17 protein-coding genes are annotated in these 21,412 nt (G+C 61.1%); 12 read left to right on the forward strand and 5 right to left on the reverse strand.

What is annotated here, in order from left to right:
• Positions 1 to 35: 35 nt before the first annotated feature.
• Positions 36 to 308 (forward strand): HU family DNA-binding protein, encoded by a 273-nt coding sequence (locus DYI22_RS13775; protein WP_008174603.1) that lies wholly within the window; start codon positions 36 to 38, stop codon positions 306 to 308.
• Positions 309 to 504: 196 nt separating this feature from the next.
• A complete protein-coding gene (locus DYI22_RS13780) occupies positions 505 to 2,358 on the forward strand; it encodes a SurA N-terminal domain-containing protein (protein WP_213478667.1) in 1,854 nt (617 codons plus the stop codon).
• Between the two features lie 116 nt (positions 2,359 to 2,474).
• Here DYI22_RS13780 and DYI22_RS13785 read toward each other — a convergent pair whose 3' ends face one another.
• Complete coding sequence (locus DYI22_RS13785; RefSeq protein ID WP_213478668.1) at positions 2,475 to 3,347, reverse strand: MurR/RpiR family transcriptional regulator; 873 nt, start codon at positions 3,345 to 3,347, stop codon at positions 2,475 to 2,477.
• Between the two features lie 197 nt (positions 3,348 to 3,544).
• Between DYI22_RS13785 and zwf the strand changes: the two genes are divergently transcribed.
• The 3 genes from zwf to DYI22_RS13800 are packed head-to-tail and all read left to right on the forward strand — an operon-like array spanning position 3,545 to position 6,412.
• The gene (gene zwf, locus DYI22_RS13790; protein WP_213478669.1) at positions 3,545 to 5,020 is read left to right on the forward strand and encodes a glucose-6-phosphate dehydrogenase; all 1,476 of its coding nucleotides are present in this window, start codon (positions 3,545 to 3,547) and stop codon (positions 5,018 to 5,020) included.
• Positions 5,007 to 5,726 carry a 6-phosphogluconolactonase gene (pgl, locus tag DYI22_RS13795; protein ID WP_228301037.1) on the forward strand — a complete coding sequence of 240 codons (720 nt, stop codon included), beginning with the start codon at positions 5,007 to 5,009 and terminating at the stop codon, positions 5,724 to 5,726. The genes zwf and pgl overlap by 14 nt, the downstream gene beginning before the upstream one ends.
• 26 nt (positions 5,727 to 5,752) lie before the next feature.
• Positions 5,753 to 6,412: a bifunctional 4-hydroxy-2-oxoglutarate aldolase/2-dehydro-3-deoxy-phosphogluconate aldolase gene (locus DYI22_RS13800; RefSeq protein ID WP_213478670.1), complete on the forward strand. Its 660-nt coding sequence runs from the start codon at positions 5,753 to 5,755 to the stop codon at positions 6,410 to 6,412.
• Positions 6,413 to 6,444: 32 nt separating this feature from the next.
• Here DYI22_RS13800 and pyk read toward each other — a convergent pair whose 3' ends face one another.
• The gene (pyk, locus tag DYI22_RS13805) at positions 6,445 to 7,893 is read right to left on the reverse strand and encodes a pyruvate kinase (protein WP_213478671.1); all 1,449 of its coding nucleotides are present in this window, start codon (positions 7,891 to 7,893) and stop codon (positions 6,445 to 6,447) included.
• 251 nt (positions 7,894 to 8,144) lie between these two features.
• On the opposite strand from pyk, the gene edd reads away from it, so the two are divergent.
• From edd to DYI22_RS13820, 3 genes are all read left to right on the forward strand, one after another.
• Positions 8,145 to 9,965: a phosphogluconate dehydratase gene (gene edd / locus DYI22_RS13810; protein WP_213478672.1), complete on the forward strand. Its 1,821-nt coding sequence runs from the start codon at positions 8,145 to 8,147 to the stop codon at positions 9,963 to 9,965.
• Entirely contained in the window at positions 9,962 to 10,927 is a 966-nt protein-coding gene (gene glk / locus DYI22_RS13815; RefSeq protein ID WP_213478673.1) for a glucokinase, read from the forward strand. Before edd ends, glk begins: the two co-directional genes overlap by 4 nt.
• Before the next feature lie 111 nt (positions 10,928 to 11,038).
• Positions 11,039 to 12,574, forward strand: coding sequence for a GGDEF domain-containing protein (locus tag DYI22_RS13820; protein ID WP_213478674.1), 1,536 nt, complete (start codon positions 11,039 to 11,041; stop codon positions 12,572 to 12,574).
• On the opposite strand, the gene DYI22_RS13825 is transcribed toward DYI22_RS13820, so the two are convergent.
• The gene (locus DYI22_RS13825) at positions 12,565 to 13,299 is read right to left on the reverse strand and encodes a nitroreductase family protein (protein WP_213478675.1); all 735 of its coding nucleotides are present in this window, start codon (positions 13,297 to 13,299) and stop codon (positions 12,565 to 12,567) included. The genes DYI22_RS13820 and DYI22_RS13825 overlap by 10 nt on opposite strands.
• A gap of 112 nt (positions 13,300 to 13,411) precedes the next feature.
• Here DYI22_RS13825 and DYI22_RS13830 point away from each other — a divergent pair, with 112 nt between their 5' ends.
• Positions 13,412 to 14,011 (forward strand): uracil-DNA glycosylase family protein, encoded by a 600-nt coding sequence (locus tag DYI22_RS13830; RefSeq protein ID WP_213478676.1) that lies wholly within the window; start codon positions 13,412 to 13,414, stop codon positions 14,009 to 14,011.
• Here DYI22_RS13830 and glpD read toward each other — a convergent pair.
• Positions 13,965 to 15,491, reverse strand: coding sequence for a glycerol-3-phosphate dehydrogenase (gene glpD, locus DYI22_RS13835; protein ID WP_213478677.1), 1,527 nt, complete (start codon positions 15,489 to 15,491; stop codon positions 13,965 to 13,967). The two genes, DYI22_RS13830 and glpD, sit on opposite strands and share 47 nt — an antisense overlap.
• Positions 15,492 to 15,873: 382 nt before the next feature.
• Between glpD and DYI22_RS13840 the strand changes: the two genes are divergently transcribed.
• On the forward strand, positions 15,874 to 18,027 hold the full coding sequence (locus DYI22_RS13840; protein ID WP_213478678.1) for a methyl-accepting chemotaxis protein: 2,154 nt from the start codon (positions 15,874 to 15,876) through the stop codon (positions 18,025 to 18,027).
• Here DYI22_RS13840 and DYI22_RS13845 read toward each other — a convergent pair.
• Positions 18,024 to 19,394 carry a sodium:solute symporter gene (locus tag DYI22_RS13845; RefSeq protein ID WP_213478679.1) on the reverse strand — a complete coding sequence of 457 codons (1,371 nt, stop codon included), beginning with the start codon at positions 19,392 to 19,394 and terminating at the stop codon, positions 18,024 to 18,026. The genes DYI22_RS13840 and DYI22_RS13845 overlap by 4 nt on opposite strands.
• A 195-nt stretch (positions 19,395 to 19,589) precedes the next feature.
• Between DYI22_RS13845 and DYI22_RS13850 the strand changes: the two genes are divergently transcribed.
• Positions 19,590 to 19,910, forward strand: coding sequence for a TraR/DksA family transcriptional regulator (locus DYI22_RS13850; RefSeq protein ID WP_213478755.1), 321 nt, complete (start codon positions 19,590 to 19,592; stop codon positions 19,908 to 19,910).
• Positions 19,911 to 21,371 carry an SLC13 family permease gene (locus DYI22_RS13855; RefSeq protein ID WP_213478680.1) on the forward strand — a complete coding sequence of 487 codons (1,461 nt, stop codon included), beginning with the start codon at positions 19,911 to 19,913 and terminating at the stop codon, positions 21,369 to 21,371.
• Positions 21,372 to 21,412: the final 41 nt, after the last annotated feature.

A 21,412-nucleotide genomic window follows, 5' to 3' on the forward strand; every position in this document is an offset into this window, starting at 1 on the left:
ATAACATCTTCAACCTGAAATCGAAGGGGTTTAGTGTGAACAAGTCCGAACTTATCGATGCAATTGCAGAGTCCGCAGATATCTCCAAAGCCGCCGCTGGCCGTGCTCTGGACGCAATGACCAACTCTATTACCGGTGCCCTGAAAAAAGGCGATCAGGTTACTCTGATCGGTTTTGGTACCTTCTCTGTTAAAGAGCGTGCTGCCCGTACCGGTCGCAACCCGCAGACTGGTGCCGAGATCAAGATTCCGGCCTCCAAAGTGCCTGGGTTCAAGGCAGGTAAGGCCCTGAAAGACGCCGTTAAGTAAACGGTTCTTTCTAAGGCAGTGCCGGTCATGCGGGTGCTGCCGGAGCGGTTGGCCCGGGGTCAGCTCCGACGCCAGCCAGCTCCAGATGAATTCAAGGCGCATTCCGATCAGGGTGCGCCTTTTTACGTTAAGCGTCTGAATCTAATCATCGTACGACAAGAATCAGCTCGATCTAAATCAGGGATTCGGGAGAACCATGCTTCAAGATATTCGGGAAAATGCCCAGGGCACCATTGCCAAAGTCATCATCGGTCTGTTGATCGTTTCGCTTTCCATCTGGGGGATGGATGCCATTGTTGGTGGGTTTTCCGGTGAGCCTGAAGTGGCTACGGTAAATGGCGAGGATATTACCGAGCGTGAGTTCATGCGGGTGGTTCAGATGGAGGGGCAGCGCAGGTTGTCGCAAATGGAGAACCCGGATCCGTCTCTGCTCGACGAAGATCAGATTCGTCAGGATGTGCTCGAGTCCCTGATCCGGGAGCAGGTGCTCATTCAGGACGCAAACGCCCAGGGGCTGGAGCTGTCTGAGCAGGATATTGATTCGCTCATCACCCAGATGCCGCAGTTCCAGGTCGACGGAACTTTCAACAGCGACCGCTTTGTCGCCACCATCCGCAACATGGGCATGGGCGTGGGAGAGTTTCGCCAAGCCATGCGCAAGCAATACGTGGTTAACCAGATCCGTGCGGGCATTGTACAGAGTGCGGTGGTCACCGACGAAAATGTTGCCCAGCTGCTGCGTATCCAGAACCAGACTCGCAACTTCCGCGTGTTGACGGTGGCTGCCGACGCGGTGCGTGAGGGCATCGAAGTGAGTGATGCCGAGATCGGTGAGTATTACCAGGCTAACCTTGAAGATTACCGCTTGCCGGAGCGAGTGGATGCCGAATACCTGGCCCTTTCCCAGGAAGCGCTGGCCGAGACCATTGAAGTCAGTGCCGAAGAGCTTGAAGCCTATTACAGCGAACGTGCCGCCGATATGGCCTCCGAGGAGCGTCGGGCAGCGCACATACTGATAGAAGATGGTGACAACGCGTCTGAGACGATCGCCACGATTCAGCAGCGTCTGGAAGACGGTGAGGCCTTTGCCGAGCTGGCTGAGGAATTCTCCGCCGATACCATGTCGGCATCGGAAGGCGGCGATCTCGGGTTTGCCGGGCGCGGTGTGTACAGCGAAGCCTTTGACGAAGCCCTGTTCGCCCTGAATGAGGGTGAGGTGTCAGAGCCCGTTAATACCAGCTTTGGTGTACACCTGATCAAGTTGTTGGACGTGCGCAAGTCTGAGGTGCCCACGCTGGCCGAGCTGGAAGACGACCTGCGGCGTGAACTGGCGGAGCGTCAGGCCGAGGCCCGGTTTGCCGAGGTGCGCACGCAACTGGCGGATTCCGCCTATGCGGCCGACGATCTGAACGCACCTGCCGAAGAGCTGGGCCTGGAGATTCGTGAGGCCAGTAATGTCACCCGTGAGGGCGGACAGGCGCCGTTCGATCACGCGGGCCTGGTGCGTCAGCTGTTCTCGGAAGACGTCCTGAATGACCGGTTCAACACGGAGCTGATCGATGTTGGCGACAATGTGTCCGTGGTGGCGCGGGTAAAGACCTACTATGAGGCCGAGGAGCAGCCTCTGGAAGCGGTGCGCGAGGATATCCGTGCCGAACTGCTGGCGCAGAAAACCCGTGAGGCGCTGAGAGAGCGTGCCGATACCCTGATTGCCGAACTCGAAGCCGGTGCCGAGGCCGGTGAGCTGAACGCCGGCGAGTGGCAGGAATATACGGAAGCGTCCCGCAACGCAGCCGACGTCAGCCGCCCGATCGTTGCCACTGCGTTCTCGCTTGAGCGACCGGAAGACGGCGCCGTTCGCTACGGTCAGGCGCTCACCGCGGAGGGCGTGGCGGTGATTGCCCTGGATCAGGTCAATGAGGGTGAGATCGCTGAAGGCTCTGGTGAGCTGGCGCAACTGGCCGGGTTCCTCTCCTCAATGGAAGGTCAGCGTGAATACGCCGCCTACCAGCAATACCTGAGGGAAAGGGCGGAAGTGTCTCGCCCCTGAGGCGCTCGCGCTGCCAGATCGCTGGCACGTTGAACAGAAAAAGCCCGGCCGTTGTGCCGGGCTTTTTCGTTTCCGTATTCACAGGAATGGCGGATTGACTATCCTGAAAGGAGGGATTAATCCAGCGGGAATCGCGTCGGCTTAAGGCTTTCCTTGATTTTTTTCAGGTGGCCCAGGAAGTCCGCACCCCGTTTGAGGGTGACGCCGGTCGCCAGGATGTCGATCACGGTCAGGTGGATGATGCGGGACGACATGGGCATGTAGACCTCGGTGTCCTCCGGAGCGGTCACTTCGAGAACAACCGTGCAGGCGTCGCCGAGGGGCGAATCCGGGTTGGTGATACCGATCACCGTTGCGCCATTGGCCCTGGCGATCTTCGCGATGTCGACGGTTTCCCGGGTGCGACCGGTGTAGGAGATCACCACAATGACATCCCCTGTCGCGGAGCCGGCGGCCACCATCCGCTGCATCAGCGCATCATCGTAGGACATGACGGGAATATTGAAACGGAAAAACTTGTGCTGGGCGTCCAGGGCCACCGGTGCCGAACCGCCCACGCCAAAGAAGTTGATCTGCTTGGCCTGTATCAGATAGTCAATGGCAGTGGCCAGGGCTTTCGGATCCAGCGCCTGACGCGCCTTGTCCAGGCTGGCAATGGTGCTGAGCATGATCTTGTCGGCGAACTCGGCAACGGTGTCGTCCGGCTCGACATTCTGGCCAATATAGGGTGTGCCGGTGGCGATGCTCTGGGCCAGGCGAATCTTGAAGTCGGGGAAGCCGGTCGCGGAGAAGCCCCGACAAAACCGGTTGACCGTCGGCTCGCTTACATCGGCAGCCCTTGCCAGTGCCGCAATGCTGTAGCGAGTCGCCGCCGTCGGGTCGCGCAGAATGGCTTCGGCGACCTTGCGCTCGGATTTGTTGAGGTTCTCCAGCCGGGCCTGTATGTCTTCGATCAGGTTGTCGTCGCGGTTCGCCTGGTTCGCGGCCATCAAAAGGTACTCCCTGCAGCTTAGGCGTTCGGTGTGACGGGGTATTCGTGCCAAGTGCGGCCATTATAACGGGTTTAGGGCCATTCTGTGGTAGTAAAAATGTCACAGCTCCGAACAGGCTCTTGGGTTTGCCCATTTTAAGTGTCATTATTTGGTAAAAGTTACTACATGACGTGTTGCTGCGCGAGAAGGAAACTATGGCTAAGAGTAACTACACCCAGTCCGATCTGATGCTGTTCGGGGCGCTGGGCGATCTGGCGCAGCGCAAGCTTTTCCCGGCGCTTTACCAGCTCGATCGCTCCGGCCTGCTTGATCAGGGCAGCCGGATTCTGGCGATTGCCCGGGACAGCATAGACACCGGAGAGTTGCGCCGGTTACTCGACAAGAAGCTCAGGGAGTACATCAAGCCGGAAGAATGTGATGAGGTCCTGCTGCGCAGGTTTCTGCAGCGGGTTGACTACCTGTACCTGGATTTCACCGACGCCGATGGCTATCAGTCACTGAACAGCTGGCGTGGCGCCCCGGACAGTAATCTGATTGTGTACCTGGCGGCGCCGCCGTCCATGTACGGTGTGATTGCGCGCAATCTCCGCGCCGCCAATTGCTGTTCGAGCAAGACCCGGGTGGTCGTGGAGAAGCCCATTGGTCATGACCTGGCGTCGTCCCAGGTGATCAACGATGAGCTGGGGGAGGTGTACCGCGAAAACCAGTTGTTCCGCATCGATCACTACCTTGGCAAGGAGACGGTGCAAAACCTGATCGCCCTTCGCTTCGCCAACAACCTGTTTGCCTCGCAATGGGATCAGAATCATATTTCACACGTGGAAATCACGGTCGCCGAAAGTGTTGGCATCGAAGGTCGCTGGGGGTATTTCGACAAAGCCGGTCAGATTCGCGACATGATCCAGAATCATCTGCTGCAGTTGCTGTGTCTGATCGCAATGGATCCGCCATCGGACCTGTCGGCAGACAGCATTCGTGACGAAAAGGTGAAGGTGCTGAAAGCCCTGCGGGAAATCACGCCCGATCTGATGGAAAGTCACGTGGTCCGGGGCCAGTACACGGCGGGCACCAGTAACGGCAAACCGGTGCCTGGGTACCTGGAAGAGGAGGGCGCCAACAAGGGCAGCGCCACAGAGACCTTCGTGGCACTCAAAGCGGAGATCGAAAACTGGCGGTGGTCCGGCGTGCCATTCTACATCCGCACCGGTAAGCGGCTACCGGAAAAACTCTCGCAGATTATCATCCACTTCAAACCGGCACCCCATTACATTTTTGATCCCGATCAGAAGCACCTCGCCAACAACAAGCTGATCATCCGGCTGCAGCCGGATGAAGGCATGTCGCTGAAAATACTCACCAAGGATCAGGGGCTGGACAAGGGCATGCGGCTGCGGCAGGGGCCTCTGGAACTCACTTTCTCGGAAACCTTCGATACCGACCGCATCCCCGACGCCTATGAGCGGCTGTTGTGGGAAGTGATGAAAGGCAACCAGTATCTGTTTGTGCGCCGGGACGAAGTCGAGCACGCCTGGCGCTGGGTGGATCAGGTCATTGCCAACTGGAACGACAGTGGCGAATCTCCCAAGCGATACGCCGCCGGAACCTGGGGACCGGTGGCCGCCATTGCGATGATTACCCGTGACGGCAGGAGTTGGTATGAAGATGCCTGACATTGCGCTGCCGCCCGGGGTGACGGCCAGATTTGGCGAGAATCCCCAACAGGTTGCGGAAGAACTGGCGGACACGGTGGCGGACGCGCTGCGCCGGCGACTCGCAGAAGCGGCAGAGGCCACACTGGTGGTTTCCGGCGGCTCAACCCCGCGGCCGTTTTTCGCCGCGCTGTCCCGCAAGGAGCTTGACTGGGCGCGGGTCATAGTCACGCTGGCGGATGAGCGCTGGGTCGACGAGCCGGACCCGGCCAGCAATGCCGGGCTGGTGAAGTCGTCGTTGCTGCGGAACCGAGCGGCAGCGGCCTGTTTCCTGCCGCTCAAGCAGGAAGGGGAAACGCCGGCACAGGGCCTTGATGCGGTCAAGGCCGGGCTTGCACGGCTGAGGACGCCGGTGGATGTGCTTGTGCTGGGCATGGGTAGCGACGGTCACACCGCGTCATGGTTTCCGGATGCGCCCGAGCTGAGTGTTGCAATGGACCCGGCTTGCCCGGATCCGGTGGCGGCCATGACGCCGCCCTCCCAGGATCGGGCGCGGATCACGCTGACCTGGCCGGTGTTGTGTAACGCGCGGTTTACTGCGCTGCATATCAAGGGCGCGGACAAGCTGGTCACCCTTCGTACTGCGCTGGCGCATCCCGCTGAATTGTCTGCCATGCCGGTCCGTGCTTTTCTGAAGGCCGGCCTGCAGATTTTCTGGAGTCCCTGACGAGGCCCATTCTTCTGGAGAAGGCGATGAACCAACTGTCTGATTTTCACCGGGACCGTGTGCGCGCGGTGCTCGCGGCCTCGCCGCTGATTCCGGTCATTACCATTAACGACCCGGACGATGCGGTGCCGCTCTGCCAGGCGCTGGTGAAGGGTGGTCTTCGGGTGCTGGAAATCACCTTGCGAACCCGGCACGGTGTCCGGGCTATCGAGCGCGTGCGGCAGGCGCTCCCGGACGTCTGGGTCGGTGCCGGAACGGTGACGGGCGTGGCCCAGTATCGGGAGGTAGAGGCCGCCGGCGCCCAGTTTGTCATTACCCCCGGTGTTACCGAGGCGTTGCTGGAGTTCGGCCTGACCTCCGAGGCACCGTTGCTGCCCGGCATATCAACCATCTCCGAGCTGATGCTGGGCTACAGCCTGGGCTACCGGGAGTTCAAGTTCTTTCCGGCAGAGGTGTCCGGTGGTATTCCCGCCCTCAAGGCGTTTGCCAGCCCGTTCCCGGATGTCAGCTTCTGCCCGACCGGCGGTATCCGCCGTACGACCGCCAGAGACTTTCTGGCACTGGCCAATGTCTCGGCGGTCGGCGGCACCTGGTTGATGCCGGAGGCGGCAGTTGCCGCGAAAGACTGGGATGCCATCTCCAGGGTGGTACAGGACAGTCTGGCGGATCTGCAGGTCGAAAACTGATGCGAGCCCGCCAGCGGCGGGCAGGGCCAGGGTCAGCGGATGTCTTTGCCCACGCGGACAATCTTCATGGTGTTGGTGCCGCCCTGGGCGTTCACGTAATCGCCCTTGGTCATGACGATCAGATCGCCCTCACTGACTACGCCGCGATTCCTCAGCTCTGACACCGCCAGTGCGTTGGTGCGCTCGTTGGGAATCTTGGCGGAGTCGAAAGGCACCGTCTGCACGCCCCGAAACAGCGCGACCCGGTGCTGAGTGGAGTGGTGCCGCGAGAACGCAAAGATCGGCAGGCTCGATTTAATGCGCGACATCAGCAGGGGCGTGGCGCCGGTCTCGGTCATGCAGATGATGGCCGTCACTCCATCAAGGTGATTGGCGGCGTACATGGCCGACAGCGCAATGGCTTCGTCCACCAGTGTCATACTCTCGTGGATGCGGTGTTTGGACTGGTGCATGGACGGGTGTTTTTCGGCACCGAGACAGATGCGCACCATGGCTTCCACGGCTTCTTTCGGATAGTCGCCCACGGCGGTTTCGGCCGACAGCATCACCGCATCGGTATAGTCCATCACCGCGTTGGCGACGTCGGATACCTCAGCCCGGGTGGGCATGGGGTTGTCTATCATCGATTCCATCATCTGGGTGGCGGTGATCACCACTTTGTTCAGCACCCGGGATCGTTGAATGATGTGTTTCTGCACGCCAACCAGTTCGGCATCGCCTATTTCCACGGCCAGGTCACCGCGGGCAACCATCACCGCATCCGAGGCTTCGATGACGGCATCCAGAGCGGCGGTATCATGGGCCAGTTCAGCGCGTTCGATTTTGGCGACGAGGCGGGCTTCGGAGCCGGCCTCGTTCAGCAGGCGGCGCGCGGTGTGCATATCTTCGGCGGTTCGCACAAACGACACGGCAACGTAATCGGCACCGAGACGCGCCGCCGTTACGATATCCCGTTTGTCCTTTTCGGTCAGCGCTTCCGCCGACAGTCCGCCGCCGCGCTTGTTGAGGCCCTTGTTGTTCGACAGCGGGCCGCCAATCAGTACCCGCGAGGTTATGCGTTTGTTTTCAACGCCGGTGACCTCCATCTCGATGCGGCCGTCGTCGAGCACAAGAATGTCGCCGGTGCCGACGTCATTGATCAGTTGTTCGTAATCGATACCGACGCGGGTTTCATCACCCTGTTCCTTGTCCATGTCGGCGTCCAGCACGAATTCCTGTCCCGCTTTCAGGGTGACCTTGTTGTCGCGGAATCGGGCGATGCGCAGCTTCGGTCCTTGCAGATCGGCCAGAAGGGCGACGAAGCGTCCCTGGGCGGAGGCTGATTCCCTTACCCGTCGGGCCCGCTCAATATGCTCTTCGGCGCTCCCGTGAGAGAAGTTCAGTCTGGTGACATCAACCCCTGCAGCAATGATAGCGGCCAGTGACTCCGGGGAGTCCGTAGCGGGGCCAAGGGTGGCGACAATCTTGGTACGCCTGAGCATGATTTGAATGTCCTTCTGCAAAGTCCGTTGTTACTGTATGAACAGCCCGCGGAGTGGCCGCTGCCGGCATTGATTATGGTATCACGTCATGACCTTTTCATGACGGACGAGCCCCGGTCGATGGGCCAGTGATGTAGTAAATGTATCAAGATAGTCGCGATGAATGCACGAGTATGGCGTGAAAGCCACTGAGAAAGAACGTAAAGTTACTTCGCTAGCCAGGATAAACTACTGAGCAGGGAGAATGCCGCATGCACCCCGTGATTGACCAGGTAACACGCAGAATCACTGAGCGCAGCCGAGCCAGTCGTCAGGACTATCTGGGCAGGATGGAGGCATTGAAAGCGCAGTCGCCCCATCGCAGTACGTTGTCTTGTGGCAACCTGGCACACGGGTTCGCCGCCTGCGGCCCGTCCGACAAGAACACGCTGAAGTTCATGAACCAGGCCAATGTGGCCATTGTCTCTGCCTACAACGACATGTTGTCAGCCCACCATCCCTATCACGGGTTTCCGGACATTATTCGCGAAGCCGCCCGGGGCATGGGCTCGGTGGCGCAATTTGCCGGCGGAACGCCAGCCATGTGTGACGGTGTGACCCAGGGCCAGCCGGGTATGGAGCTGAGCCTGTTCTCCCGCGACGTCATTGCAATGAGCACGGCGGTGGCGCTGAGCCACAACATGTTCGATGCCACGCTGTTGCTGGGCATTTGTGACAAGATCGTGCCGGGACTACTGATTGGTTCTCTGAGTTTCGGCTACCTGCCGACGGTGCTGGTGCCCGCCGGGCCGATGCCTTCCGGTTTGCCCAACAAGGAAAAGCAGCGTATCCGCCAGCTGTATGCCGAGGGACGCATTGGCAGGGACGAACTGCTCGAGGCCGAGAGCAAGTCCTACCACAGCCCCGGTACCTGCACGTTCTACGGCACCGCCAACAGCAATCAGTTGTTGGTGGAGGTGATGGGGCTGCATCTGCCCGGGGCGGCCTTCGTCAATCCCGGCACGCCGCTGCGCGATCAGCTGACGCGGGCCGCGACCGAGCAGGTGATTCGTCTGTCACGGCCAAACGGCGGCAAGCTGGGGCTGGGCGACATGGTGGATGAAAAAGCCATTGTGAATGCCCTGGTGGCGTTGCTGGTGACAGGTGGCTCCACCAATCACACCATTCACTGGATCGCGATTGCCCGCGCGGCCGGAATATTGATTGACTGGAACGATTACGCCGAACTCTCGGCGGTGGTCCCCTCCATGACCCGCATTTACCCCAATGGGCAGGAAGATATCAACGCCTTCCATGAAGCGGGCGGCACCCCGTTTCTGATCCGCGAACTGCTGGATGGTGGCTATCTGCACGATGATGTGCAGACCGTGATGGGAGCCGGGCTTGAGGCGTATACCCGCATGCCGTCTCTGGAGAACGAGGAACTGGTGTGGTCTCCCGCGCCGGAGGCCAGTCTCCGCCCGGAGGTGCTCAGTTCCGCCTCTCGGCCCTTCGCAGCCGATGGTGGCCTGAAAGTGCTGGAGGGCAACCTCGGGCGCGGGGTGATCAAGGTGTCGGCGGTGGCTCCCGAGCACCACCGGGTTGAGGCGCCGGCCGTGGTTTTCAATGACCAGAACGACCTGAAGGAAGCGTTCGAGTCCGGGGCGCTGGATCGTGACTGCGTGGTGGTTGTGCGTTACCAGGGCCCGAAAGCCAATGGCATGCCGGAGTTGCACAAGCTCACCCCGTATCTGGGGGTGCTGCAGGACCGGGGTTTCCGCGTGGCGCTGGTGACCGACGGGCGAATGTCCGGGGCATCCGGCAAGGTGCCGGCGGCCATTCACGTGTATCCGGAGGCACTGGATGGAGGCCCGCTGGCGCGGGTACGGGATGGCGATGTGGTGCGCGTCGATGCCGGCAACGGGGAGCTGCAGGTACTGCTGGAAGAACAGGAACTGGCGGCCCGTGAGGTGCGAGTTCCCGATCTGGCACTTCGTCATCAAGGCTACGGTCGAGAGCTGTTTGGCTGGATGCGCCGGTCCGCCAGCAGTCCGGAAGAGGGCGCCGGTTTTTTCTGGAACCACGACGCATGAGCCGCGATGGCTACGCGTTGGTTGGCGATATTGGCGGCACCAATGCCCGCTTCGCACTGGTCAGGCGGGGGCAGGCCGGCCTTGAATCCGTGCAGGTGCGACCGTGCGGTGATTACACTGACCTGACGGGTGCCATCGGTGACTATCTGCATGAGGTGGGCGTTGACGCGGTTACCGAGGCCTGTCTGGCGGTTGCCTCGTCGGATCGCGGCAACCGGGTGCAGCTGACCAACAATCACTTGTGTTTCGATCGCGACGACCTGCGCCGCCGGTTCCAGTGGCGGTCTCTGAAGATCGTTAACGATTTCACAGCCATGGCCCTTGGTGTGCCTCAGGTAGACGCAGCCCGACTGGTTCACGTTTGCGGCGGCCCCGGTGATCCCGGGCGCCCGCGCCTGGTGATGGGCCCGGGAACTGGCCTGGGGGTTTCCGGACTGGTGCCCACAAGGCAGGGCTGGGTGCCGTTGAGGACAGAGGGCGGACATGTTGATTTTGCACCGGTGGATGACACCGAAATCGCCATTCTGCGTCTGCTGACCCTCCGCTACGGTCGGGTATCGGTCGAGCGGATCCTTTGTGGGTCGGGTTTGCTGAACCTGTATCAGGCCCACGCCGACATTCAGGGATTGCCGGCTCCCTTCAAGGCCCCGGAACAGATCACCGAGGCGGCACTGGGCCATGCCGATGCTCTGGCGGAACAGACCTTGCAACACTTTTGCGGGATTCTTGGCCGGGTGGCGGGCAACGCTTCGCTGACGCTTGGCAGCGCCGGCGGAGTTTACCTGTGTGGCGGCATCCTGCCCCGCATCTTGCAGTTTTTTCTCGCAAGCCCGTTCCAGGCCGGTTTTGAAGCCAAGGGCCGGATGACATCCGTGATGGTCTCCACCCCCGTGTACGTGGTCACTGAACCCTGCACCGGCCTCCTGGGGGCGGCGCAGGCGCTGATCAACCCTGAAGTGTAGGCCTGATGAGACTGGCCTTGGCAGGCGGAAAGGTCTACTCTGCACATAAAGAGGCCGGGCCAGAGCACTGGCTCGCCTGCCATCCACCGTAACCGGCAGTTTTACCTCGGCATGGATTTGTTACTTTCCCACTTCGCCCGGTCATTGTCCGGCGCAGAAAATCTCGAACAGCTCGCCCGCCCCATTCTGATGCTGTTACAGCGCATTACCGGCCTGGAATCCACCTATCTCACCATCATCGACGAATCACAGGGGATACAGACCATTCTTTATTCCCAGAACTCGGGGGGCCTGAATATGCCCGAGGGGTTGACGGTTGAATGGTTTGACACGCTGTGCAAGCGCGCAATGGAAGAAGAGACCTTTTTTACCGGTAACGTGTCCGAGGTCTGGGGCGATTCGTCGGCAGCTCGCGAGCTTGGCCTGCAAACCTATCTGACGGTGCCGGTAAAGAAGCTGGATGGCAGTATTTACGGAACCCTGTGCGGTGCCAGCAGCGAGTCGAAAGAGGTGGACCACGAGACCTTCGGTGTACTCAAGCTCTGTTCCGAGTTGATTGCCTACCAGATTGCCCGTGATGCCGCCGCCAAGGCGTCTATTTTGCGAGCCAGTCGTGCCGAGGAAAGGATGGAGTCACTGGCGTTGATCTCGTCAATCGGTGAACTGTGCTTTCGTGCCGAGGACCTGGCTTCCGCGCTTACCGAATCGGCCTCGTTGCTGCAGACACAGGGAGGATGGGATCATGCCGTCCCGTTTGTTCTGCAGGGTGAAAGTCTTCGTGCCGTGCGGGAGCTGGATACGGGCTGGATGACACTGGCCAAAGAGGCGCATGAGCTGGTGCCGTTAACGGATGCCCTGTTCGACAGCGCGCATCCCGATCCGTTTGTCAGTGCCTACGCCGACCCGGCGACACTGGCCGCCGGTATCTCAGAGGTGGATCTGTCCAGCCAGTCGGTGGTTGCACTGGTCAGCGTGGAAGTGCCGGCGGGGCGCAAGGGAGGCATCCTACTGGTGGCCGTTGATTGCGCGGGCGAGTTGGATAATGATGGGCAGGTTGTGATCAGCTGTTCAAATTACCTGTCTTTGTTAGCGGAGCGGGTGGAGTTTCTGACCCAGCTTGAGCGGGCCAACCAGGAGCTGTCGGTTTACGCCCTTCATGATCCCCTGACCGGGCTGGCCAATCGTCGATATCTGGTGGAGGAGCTCGCGCGGATGCTGGCGGCAGCCCAGCGAAATGGGGGCAAAGTCTACGTTGCCTTCATCGATCTTGATGGCTTCAAGCAGATTAATGACCAGCACGGTCACGACGTAGGCGATCAGTTTCTACAAAGCATCGCCGGTTCATTGCGGGGCGCTTCGCGCTCCGGCGATCTGGTCAGCCGATACGGCGGGGACGAATTCGTTGTGCTCTCTTCGACCAGGCCAGAGGATGGTCAATCGGGACTGGAGGCCTTTGCTGACCGGCTACGCTCGGTGACCCGGGGGCGCTTTGACCTGCCCGAAATGGCACTGGATTACGCGGGCCCGAGCATTGGCGCTGTGATCAGCCGCGCGGGTGAGAGTGATCCGGATGCCCTGCTGGCAAGGGCGGATGACGCCATGTACGCGGTCAAGAAGGCCCGCAAAGGCCACATCGCTCAGAGATAATGCACCAGCTGACGTTTGTCGAAACGGTACTGCTGATTGTAGACACCGTTGTCGGCGCGTCGGCCGGCCGCCAGCACCATGACCACCAGCCCCTTGCGTGGCACTTTCAGCAGTTTGCGCACCCGCCAGTCATCGAACCCCTCCATCGGGCATGAATCGAAACCATGGGCCCTCAACGCGAGCATAAGGTTCTGGGCCGCAAGCGCGGTGGACTTCGTGGCCCAGATTTTCATCTCCGACGGTGAGTAGGGGCCGCGTGGAACCGGCCGGGTCAGGCCAACGAACAGCCCCGCGGTTTTCTTGGCGAGTCCGAGCACGCCGAACGGGCCCTGGTTGTAATGAATCGGCGCGATGCGGGTGTAGTATTTTTCGACGATGCCCGGCAACCTGGTCTCCGGCCACTCCTGCAGGGCCTGGCGCGCATGGTCTCGCCAGGTGTCTGGCCGCGCCACAATAGCGATCAGAACCGGGGCGGTTCTGGCGGCGTTCTGGTTAAGGCAGGCATGCGCCAGTTTGCCTCGCAGTTCGGAGGAACGCACCACATAGAACTCCCATGGCTGCAGGTTACTGGAATTCGGGGCCAGCGTGGCCAGTTCCAGGCAGTCATCGAGGACGGCATCGGGGATGGCTTCGTCGGTGAATCGGCGGACGGAGCGTCGGCTGCGCACCACTTTCCTGAATTCGTCGATGGTGGTCTCTGGACTGACGTCGGTCTTGGCGTTCATGGTGCGGGTCCTGTTGCGGGTCGGCAAACGGCTGGTTAAAACCGGGAATGGGTCCTAAGGTTACGACAAACTCCGGGATATGCAATGGCTCATCAGGCGGGAGAGTGGTTCCATGAATGAAACCTTTGCATCGCTGTCATTCGATGAACTGGTGGCACGGGTTCGCCGCTGTACCCTGTGTGCCGAGCACTTGCCGCTGGGGCCGCGACCAGTGGTGCAGCTGAGTGAGACGTCGCGGATTCTGGTGGTGGGTCAGGCGCCAGGTCGCCGCGTTCACGAAACCGGATTACCCTTCAATGACCCCAGTGGCGACCGGTTGCGAAGCTGGATGGGCGTTACCCGCGACACCTTTTATGACGAAAGCGAACTGGCGATTCTGCCTATGGGGTTCTGCTACCCCGGCACCGGCAAATCCGGCGACCTGCCGCCACGGCCGGAATGCGCACCGGCGTGGCGTGAGGCTCTGTTGGCCCGGCTGACCAACATTGAGCTGACGCTGGTAATCGGCCAGTACGCCCACGCCTGGCATCTGCCCGGGGCGAGGCGGTCGGTCACGGATAACGTGCGGAACTGGCGGAGCGTGTGGCCGGTCATGCTGCCGCTGCCTCACCCCAGCCCGCGCAACAACCTCTGGCTGCGGAAAAATCCCTGGTTTGAGCAGCAAATCATTCCGACACTGCAGCGGCGGATTGGGTGCATCCTGCGACCCTGAGCGCGATATAGGACGACAGCTCACGCACCTGCTCATCCGTTGCGTACAGACCCTGCTTGGTTCTCCGCCACAGGATATCGTCGGCTGTCATTGCCCACTCTTCGGCCATCAGGTAGTCCACTTCCCTGCGATAGAGGTTTCCGGTGAAGCACGGCCCCAGGTCGTCGAGGGTGCGGGCCTGGCCAATCACGTTCTGGGTGCGCGTGCCATAGGTCCGCACGTACCGGCTCAGCAAACTCTCGGGGAGCCAGGGCCAGCGGGCTTGGAGCTCTGTGGTCAGTGAGCCGTGGTCGGTGAAATCTCCCCCGGGCAACACCGCCTGTCGCGTCCAGGGCCCACCCGCTGACGGGAAGAACTGACACAGCTTTTCCGTAGCGGCCTCGGCCAGTTTTCGATAGGTGGTGATCTTGCCGCCAAACACCGAAATCAGGGGCGCCTTACCGGCCGCTGCATCCACTTCGAAGGCGTAGTCTCTGCTGGCCTTCTGCGCGGGTTGCTGTTCGTCATCCATCAGCGGGCGGACACCGGAATAGGACCAGACCACATCGTCTTCCGACAGCTGCTTCCGGAAATGGTCATTAACGATGTCGATCAGATAGCGGGTTTCTTCTGGCGAGATCCTTGCCTTCTGAGGGTCTCCCTCATATTCCACGTCGGTGGTGCCGATCAGCGAGAAGGTATCCTCGTAGGGAATCACGAACACGATACGGCCGTCGCCGTTCTGCAGAATATAGGCTTCGGTGCCCTTGTTGAGCCTGGGCACCACAATATGGCTGCCTTTGACCATCCGGATGGCCTTGGGGGAGGGCATCGCCAGGGTTTCACTGAACAGCCGGCTGACCCAGGGGCCAGAGGCGTTGACAATGGTTTTTGCGGTTACCGTGCGGGTCGAGCCATCAACGGTGTTTTCCAGCGTGACGGTCCACAGATTGCTGCCCCGCGACGCACCGACACACTTGGTGCGGGTGAGCACAGTCGCACCACTGGCCTGTGCTTTCAGAGCCGTCAGCACCACCAGCCGCGCGTCGTCCACCCAACCATCGGAATACTCAAACCCGCGGGTAATCTCCGGCTTCAGCGGGCCGCCGCTATCGAAACGGATCGACCGCGAGCCGGGCAGCAGTTCCCGCTTGGCCAGGTGGTCGTACAGAAACAGACCGGCGCGAATCATCCACGCTGGCCGGAGATGAGCCCGGTAGGGCAGCCGGAAACGCATGGGCCACATGATGTGGGGGGAGTTTCTCAGCAGTGATTCGCGCTCGGCCAGCGCCTCCCGCACCAGGCGGAATTCGTAATGCTCCAGGTAGCGCAGACCACCGTGGATGAGCTTGCTGCTGTTGGAGGATGTGGCCGAGGCGAGATCGTTCATCTCGCATAACAGTACGTTCAGTCCGCGACCGGCGGCATCCATCGCAATCCCGGTCCCATTGACGCCGCCGCCCACGACGACAACGTCGTAATCCGTCTGTTCTGCTTTCATGATCTGGTCGTTCCCTGGCACATCCATGCATTGATGGTCTCGAGTATACCCCCGTTGATTGGGGCGAACGACCGGAACCCGCAGGCGAGTGGCCGGAAAGTGACTGCCCGCACATTGCCGCGACGCCTCGTGCCGGTAGCGACCGGTATCAGTGCGCGGCTGATGGCAGATTGATCAGCCTCGCACCAAGGTGGTGCATTGACAACTTCGCTGTGGCGGCAGTGTGCCCGGTTTGAACCCGTGATCGCTGGCCCGGGTCACGATAACCGTGGGGCCCCCGCCGACGGCCCGATGTTTGCAAATGTCCGTTTGACCGGTCCGGTTGCACCAGGTCAGTGCCTGATTCGCAACCGGGATGTACGGAACAGAAGGACAACGCGGCATGACACTGATTAGCGATTCCATGAATCTGACCAGCAAAGAACGAGGCTGGTTACCCTGGTGGGGGACGACGGGCAAACTCCGGATGGGGTGGTCCTGCTTCGTTAACCGCCGGATGTACAGCACCAACGAACAGATCTTCGAAAGCATCGCGCGCACCCGGCGGGAGGCGCTGATTGGCTGGGCCGAGCATAAGTGGTCGTTTCTGCAGTCCCTGGCGGAGCGTATGGATTCGGTCAGTGCAGACAGCCTGGACGATCTTCTCCAGGCTTCGTCCGGCCGCCTGCGGGAAATCTCGGAGCTGCTGGTGGTGAATGACGAGGGCAAGGTGCTCGCCTCCACGGCCGGGCAGCGTGTAGGTACACAGGACCTGCCAGCTATGGCGGTCAAACGTGGCCTGGCCTCTCCGCTCTTGCACGGCCCCTATAAAGATCCGGTTACCCGCCAGTTGGGGCGAACCACGTCCCGCTTTCACGACGATGTCACGCTGATGTTCTACCAGCCGGTGGTGCTGGAAGGCGGCAAGGCGGCGGTGTGTGCGCGGGTGCCCAATGACGTACTCAGCGACCTGATCCAGCGCGAAGCCGGCCATATTTTCGAAGAGTCCGGTGATAATTACCTGTTCATGGTGGAGAGCCGTTTTGATTCTTCCATACTGCCAGGGACCGCGCTGTCACGATCCCGCTTTGAAGATGCCACTTTCAGCCACGGCGACAATCTGAAGGACGGCATCCGCACCGGGTTCGGAACAGTGGGAATCCGCGATCACACCGAATTCGAAATCCGGTTTACCGACCCGGCGACCGGGCAACTGCATCCCGGTGTGCGTGAGACCATTGCCCGGGGTGAAAACCTCTATGTTAAATACCCGGGATACTCGGATTACCGCCACATACCGGTGATCGGCAAGGGTGTGACCTTCCAGATGCCGGGCTCCCCGGACCGCTGGGGCATGATGTGCGAGGGGGACCTGGAAGAGGTTTACCGCCGCCGTTCGGTTTCCTACCGCGTGTCCGTGCGGCTGGCGCTGCTGGTGCTGTTGCTGTGGGGCGTCAATCTGTCCATGGCCTGGAGCGGCGTGCCATTGTGGCTGGAGGGCGCCACCACCGCGCTGGCAGCGTTGCTGATGGTGTGGCTGTTTCGCGCCACCACGGCAAAACCGCTGGCCACCAACCTGGCCACCATGGCCGACGTTATCCGTAACATTGCCGAGGGTGGCGGTAATCTGCGCCAGAGGATGGATCTGTCGCGAATGCGGCGTGACGAAACCGGCGATCTGGCCCGATGGACCAACAGTTTTATCGACAGTCTCGATGGCATGGTGGGCCAGGTCATTTCCCTGGCCCGGGATTCCGGTGTCGCCAGTGAGCATCTGATGGCTCAGAACCGGCTGGCGGATGAGCGCATCCGGGCGGTGTTGACTGACATTTCCGAGATGCTCGAAGGCGCCAACCTGCAGGAAAATGAAATCAGTAATGCCTCGACAACGGCTCAGGAAATGCGGGCAGGCATGGAAGAGGTGGTTACCCGCTCGCGGGAGCAGTTTGCCCGGGTCAGTCAGGAAACTCAGGGTATCCGTGACGTGATTAACCGGTCGGCCGAGAGTATTCGGGCGGCGAACGAGCGCACCGAGGAAATCAGTAAAACGGCGCTGGTGATCAACGATATCGCGGCGCAAACCAATCTGCTGGCGTTGAACGCCGCCATTGAAGCGGCGCGTGCCGGTGAGTCGGGTCGCGGCTTTGCCGTGGTGGCGGATGAGGTGCGCAATTTGGCGGGCAGGACCGCCAGTGCGACCGAAGAGATCGGTGAGCGGTTGCAACGGGTGCAGGAGGAGACGCGCCGCGCCGTCGCCACGATGGAAGACGGCATGTCAGAAATGGAGGCGCGGCTGCAGAAGGCCGAGGCGGCAGCGGATGATAACTCGGCGCTGCACCATATGGTGGAGAAATTGTTCCGGGCCATCACTGGCATTGCCATCACCAACCGCCAGCAAAGCAGCCAGACGTCAGGAGTGGCGGAGAGCGCGGCAGTCATGAACCGGGTAATCGAGGAACTCACCGGCAGTTCCGAGCAGACCCGGGTCGCTGCCCGCAAACTGCAGCGCCTGACCGGCCAGTTCCAGGTTTCAGGTGAGTCTCACCAGGTTCGTTAAGACGGGCGTCGACTGGCCACCAGGGCCAGCAATACACTTACCACAGCCGAGCAAACCAGTGCGCCAAGGAACGGTGCAAGGGTTGGAATGGCGCCGGGGAAGCTGGCGGCGTGAAGCCCTGCGCTCAGCGAACCGGCACTGATCCACCCTGGCAGAATGGCACCCAGCAGGCCGGCGAGGCCGCCGCCAACGGCGGCGATAGTCGACATCCGCTGCCAGAGCCCCATCAGAACCGGGATCACCGCGGTGGCGCATAGCAGGTCCGCGATCAGGAACAGCCTGAGCACAGAGATGCCCTGCAGCGCGACCAGCACCACGGGAATCATCAGTAGTACGGTAAGCCAGCGGGCAGAGGTGAGTGACATCCCGGCTTTTTCAGTCACCGCGAGGGAGGCGAGGGCGTTCTGCAGGGTGTCGACTGACGAGGCCACCAGTGTCAGTGCCAGTACCAGAGCGGGAATGGTCAGCCACGCCGGCGCACCGGCGAGCATGGCGAAGAAGGGTATCGGGGGCGAGCCCAGATCGGTCCCGCTCATGGCGGCGGCAATCCCCAGTGAGCCCACCAGGGCGACAGCGGCAATGGTGATGATGCCGCCGAGAAAGGCGCCTCGCTGCAGTGCAGAGGCGTCCCGCGCGGACCACAGTCGTTGCCAGTAGCCCTGGTGGAACAGATTGGCGGCCGTCACGGCAATCACCAGTGTGAGGGCCACACTCAGCGCACTGCCAACGGGCGTGTTGGCTGCATGCTCAATGCTGATCTCTGGCAGGCGCTGGGTGGCCACCACGCCGACCATCACCAGCAATGCGATCAGCAGGAACGCCTGCCACTGGTCTGTGATCAAGCTGGCGCGGAGACCGCCCCAGGCGGTGTAGATAAGCGTGGCGATGGCAATACCCACCACCACCAGATTGCCGTTAATGGTTGACAGCAGTGAGGTGATGGCACCGATGGCGGTCAGCTCGGCGGTCAGGAAGCAGAGCATATAGAGAACCGAGATAACGGATACGTAACGGCGAACGGCGTTTCCGTAGCAGGCCTGGGCGAATTCACCAATGCTGCGGCCCCGGGGAAGCAAGCGACGAATCGCCGGCCCGCAGGCGGCAAAGACAATGAAGGGCAGGGCGGCGCCAACAGCGTACCCCGCCAATGCCAGCGGGCCCACCAGTGCGCCGACTTCCGGCGGCGCGAACAGAATCCACCCTCCCATGCCGGACGCCAGAAAGCTGAGCCCCAGTGCTGTGGCACCCTGGCTGTTGCGCGCGGTGACGAAATCGTCGAGGCCGCCGTCTGCCAGCCTTGCCCGCACGCCAAGCCAGGTAAACAGTATAAGGGCGACGGCCAGAGCAGCCGCAGTGGTGTAGAACATGGTGGTTCGCTCCGCAGGTGAGAAGTGCGAGATGGTGCCACATTCCGCGGCGGGCGGCGAGAGTGCTGGGCTAGAGTGCTCGTTGGGCAGTTGCGCACCCAATTTGACGAGCATCAAAGCAGAGTCCGGCCTATGATTTACTGTGGGTTCTCAGGAAAAAGAGCCATCACCGATGGCCATGGCGGGAGGCGCATGATGAATAACCGACAATCCGAGTTGGAAACCCTGCGAGCGGATCTGAAAGCCAGGTTGTCACGCTATGAGGCGCATCAGCACCGCGAGGACGGCGCTCTGGAGAAGGATTTCGAAGAGCAGGCGGTGCAGACCCAGAACGACGAAGTGGTGGACTCCCTGGAAACCGAAACGCGCGCGGAGCTGATACAGATTGAACATGCCCTGGAACGCATCCGTCATGGTGTGGGCGAGGAGTGTGAGGGCTGTGGCGAGGAGATTGATCCGCGACGGCTTCAGGTGTTGCCGTACACCACCGTCTGCGTGGCGTGTGCAGAGGACTGAGTGGCACTGACCGAACGGGATAATCGGAAAAAAGGATTGCCCAAGAGTCAGCTGGCGGGCTTGCTACTGGGTCCGGTGTTCCTGTTGCTTACACTGGTGCTGCCGGCCCCGGAGGGTATGAGTGATGCCGGCTGGGCAGCGGCGGGGCTGATGCTGCTGATGGCCACCTGGTGGTCCACAGAGGCGATACCGATTCCGTCCACAGCGCTGCTGCCCATCGTGCTGGTGCCGGCGCTGGGGCTGGGCACGGCTGCCGAAGCGACGGCGCCTTACGCCCATCCGATCATCTTCCTGTTTCTCGGAGGCTTCACCCTGGGGCTGGCGATGCAACGCTGGGACCTTCACCGCAGAATCGCACTGCTGACGTTGAGGTCGGTGGGTGACCAGCCGAAACGCCAGATTGCCGGGTTCATGATCGCCACGGCGTTCCTCAGTATGTGGGTGAGTAACACCGCAACCTCCATCATGATGTTGCCCATCGGTTTGTCGGTGATCGGAATGATGGGCGGCGAGAACTCCGATGGTCAGCGACGATATGCCACGGCGCTGTTGCTGGCGATTGCCTATTCCGCAAGCATCGGCGGCATTGCCACCCTCATTGGCACGCCCCCGAATGCTCTGCTGGCGGCCTATCTCAATGAGAGTCAGGGCATCTCCATCGGGTTTGCCCAGTGGATGCTGATTGGCGTTCCGGTCACCCTCGGGATGCTGGCTTTGACCTGGTGGTGGTTGACCAGAACGGATTTTGGGCTCTCTGGTCAGGGCGACAGCGACGCCCTGATCCGCAGCGAACTTGCGGCCTTGGGCCCATTGAAGAAAGGCGAGAAGCTGGTCGCGGCGGTTTTCGTGACGACAGCGGCCGCGTGGATTTTCCGACCCCTGTTGTCGGGCACGCTGATGCCCTGGCTCAGCGATACCGGGATTGCCATCGCTGCAGCTGTGGCCATGTTCCTGATTCCGGTCAACGCGAAGGAGCGGACGTTCTTGCTGGACTGGGAGACCGCCCGGGGTATTCCCTGGGGGGTGCTGCTGTTGTTCGGTGGCGGCCTTGCCATGGCCGGGGTCATCAGCAGTTCGGGGCTGGCGGAATGGATTGCCGAAAGCCTGAGCGTGGCGGGTCATCTGCCGGTTGTTGTGATGATGGTGCTGGTTGCCGGCGTGATCATATTTCTGACCGAAGTGACCAGTAATACCGCCACTGCCGCGGCGTTCCTGCCGTTACTCGGTGCCCTGGCGATGTCCCAGGACGTTTCACCCCTTCTGCTCACGGTGCCTGCAGCCATTGCCGCCAGTTGTGCGTTCATGATGCCGGTGGCCACTCCACCCAACGCCATTGTATTTTCCAGTGGCCACATGAAAATTCAGGACATGATCCGCGCGGGGTTCGCCCTCAACCTGATGGGCATCGTCGTGGTCACGCTCGCCAGTTACTTTCTGCTCGGGTTGGTCTTCACGCTTTAGAAACCGCTTCTTTCCGCTAAAACCGCGGGACGCCATTGACG

Source organism: Marinobacter lipolyticus, assembly GCF_018424605.1.
Classification (GTDB): Bacteria; Pseudomonadota; Gammaproteobacteria; order Pseudomonadales; family Oleiphilaceae; genus Marinobacter; species Marinobacter lipolyticus_B.